This window comes from Pseudomonas amygdali (assembly GCF_002699855.1).
GTDB classification, from domain to species: Bacteria; Pseudomonadota; Gammaproteobacteria; order Pseudomonadales; family Pseudomonadaceae; genus Aquipseudomonas; species Aquipseudomonas amygdali.
Genome location: NZ_LKBW01000160.1, coordinates 1 through 2,508, shown reverse-complemented (window position 1 = coordinate 2,508; position 2,508 = coordinate 1). Strand labels below are relative to the sequence as shown.

Here is a 2,508-nt window from a genome sequence, read left to right as displayed (position 1 = left end):
CCGAGCTGGTAAAACAAGGGCCTGCCTGACGGCAGGCCCTAACCAGCCCGAACACAAAAAAACTGATACTCCCCCTCTAAAAAGCGCCCACGGTTTCGCTCGGCCACGATCTCACCAGCAAGACTTTCCAATGTCTTACCCGCTTTCAGGGCCGCCCAGTCAAGCATGGCGGGCGAGATTTGCAGCGTTTCCATATGTTCCAAATCACAATAGTTCGGCTGATTATCGCGTTCGTTCCTGTTCATGTCATTAGCTAAAGGCTTACAGAAAAAATCCTTTAACAAAAAAAATCATTGAAAAAAGCACTTATCCCCCTCCCGCCGACGGGCTCTGCGTCCGTTTTTTGTGCAAATCCAGATGCGATGAAAGCAGTACTCCAGCCCAAGCCAGCCGTGGGGTTGCGCAGGGGAGCGGCAATTGCACAGCGTGCAAGGTTATGAAGAAAAATGTCATCGCCTTGCACAACGAACGAAAGGACCACGCCGGAGGGGCGAATCCTCTAAAGCCCGGCCAGACTGGATCGAAAATTGGAAAACCAAGGGATGGGGCAGTTTTCTAAATCGACACTGGTTCCAAAACTGTGTATCGGGGGCGCGGTGGTTAGATCAGTTCCGACCTTTACAGGCTAAGCGGATCGGGGGCTGCAGGCGTATCAACGACATTTCCCGCGTTGCATTCGATTGTATCGGTGCTCCGAAGGTGGGGAAGACCCGTGTTGCGAGCTATTCGAGCGAATTCAGCTTCTACCATCGGTATCAGCAACTGACTTAAGGCACTGTGCAGTGCCTCGGCTTGCTTCTGATCAAGCCGTTTGACGGTGCCAGTCAAACCGCTCGCACAGCAAACCCTCTCTGGATCGATGCGGAGCATGTCCAATACCCCATCTATGTATCCGCGCAGATATTCGCCACGGTTGAACAGCACCAAGCTCGCGGGTCCCTCCTGATAATCCCAGTGAACCTCCCATTGACCACCCTTCTTGATCATCTCGATTTGTGGAATAGGGGCGCGGTTACTGGGCTTCGGCATGGTTTCTCCGGTCAGCGATGTGAGGCGAGGATGGTTTTGAAGGTGTTTCCAGGTGGGCTACTGAAAACCTTTTTCCGGGATACCCCCTCCTGACGCGTAAGCGGTGTAAGTGAGCGAGAAAAAGCCCTGTAACCCCCGTAACCATTGAGGATCCTCACTTACAGTCGAGTCGTCAAAAAGTGTAAGCGAAAGAAAGGATCAAAAAATATCCTTTAAAAACAGTAGGTTGCAGGGTCGCTCACTTACAGTCACAAACTGTTCTGTGCTTACGCCTTTCTGACAGTCTACTTACGGTTAGGTTTGTGTAGTAAACCATTGATTTATAAGGATTTTATAGAGATTAAAAATCTCACTTACACTTCTGACGCACTTTTTAGGTATGCACCGGAAAATTTTTCCCCGTGTGTAGGGTGTGTGGCAGACATGTGCGCACACATCCTCGTGAGGCTCAATTTTTGAGGCTATCACTACCTGTAACTGGTCGAATTCAGGATGCCCGCTGGGCCTGGGAAGCGTCGTTCTGGACGGCTTATTACGTGCGTTGTTACGTGCGGGACAAAAAACAAGGGCCTGCATCGCTGCAAGCCCTTGATTTATATGGTGCCGGCACCAGGAGTCGAACCCGGGACCTACTGATTACAAGTCAGTTGCTCTACCAACTGAGCTATACCGGCGTAATGGGCTGCGAGTATATAGCTTCTGATGCGCTTGTAAAGCCTAGCTGTCTGATTCAGTTGAAAAAAATCGACCATTGGCGCTTTGGGTGGGATGCGGACGGGTGATGGTGCAGGACGTTTCCGTTGGTTTTGATGGATTGGTCTGTTTGATGTGTGTGAGCAATGCGATTTTGAACGCTGATTTCGCCTTTGACGCATATAGCTTGTGCCTGACAAAGCAATGGATTTTTAACCTGGTCGCGCAAACCAATGCGCCCAGCGTTGATGGCGATTTGGCGTATGAACAGGCACCCATCCGACCCCACCATTTTGGGGCTGTTGCAGGGCGGGAGGGCTTTGCATAGGCTTGTTCTCAACGGCCCGGGCTACTGAGTCAGCAGCATGGGACGTTAGCTTTTCAGCCAGCAGATAAAGGACTATCTGATGAGTAATGCGATGGATCGNTCGCTGAGGAGTTGTTGAAGGATATTTGTAGTTGCGTCTGGCCTGTCGGGTCTTGCGCAAGGTGGGGCTGAGGATTGCTGTCTGAATCGCATGAATGTGCGTCTGGACGCTCACGAAGGCTTCATTGATGTTTCAAGAAATGCCCGGATCCTCTGGATTCGGGCATTTTCTTGTGGGCTGGTTCTTGTTGCGTTGCATTTGCACTGGAGATATGGGGAGTATCAGTTTTTTTGTGTTCGGGCTGGTTAGGGCCTGCGAGACTGTCAGAAATTTTGTGTTCGGGCATAACATGTGAGACTGTCAGAAATTTTGTGTTCGGGCATAACATGTAGCTAGAGGTGCATGTATGCCGACCAAA

3 protein-coding genes and 1 tRNA gene are annotated in these 2,508 nt (G+C 50.7%); 1 reads left to right on the top strand and 3 read right to left on the bottom strand.

The genetic code is table 11. The features are described 5' to 3' along the window. Positions 1–38: 38 nt before the first annotated feature. From AO277_RS12660 to AO277_RS12645, 3 genes are all read right to left on the bottom strand, one after another. Complete coding sequence (locus AO277_RS12660) at positions 39–245, bottom strand: hypothetical protein (RefSeq protein ID WP_099259002.1); 207 nt, start codon at positions 243–245, stop codon at positions 39–41. A gap of 373 nt (positions 246–618) precedes the next feature. Next, on the bottom strand, positions 619–1,029 hold the full coding sequence (locus AO277_RS12650) for a hypothetical protein (protein WP_044319042.1): 411 nt from the start codon (positions 1,027–1,029) through the stop codon (positions 619–621). A 598-nt stretch (positions 1,030–1,627) separates the two neighbouring features. Then, positions 1,628–1,703: transfer RNA gene (locus tag AO277_RS12645), tRNA-Thr, on the bottom strand. A 107-nt stretch (positions 1,704–1,810) separates the two neighbouring features. Between AO277_RS12645 and AO277_RS12640 the strand changes: the two genes are divergently transcribed. Continuing rightward, entirely contained in the window at positions 1,811–2,050 is a 240-nt protein-coding gene (locus tag AO277_RS12640; protein ID WP_080718878.1) for a hypothetical protein, read from the top strand. Positions 2,051–2,508 lie beyond the last annotated feature (458 nt).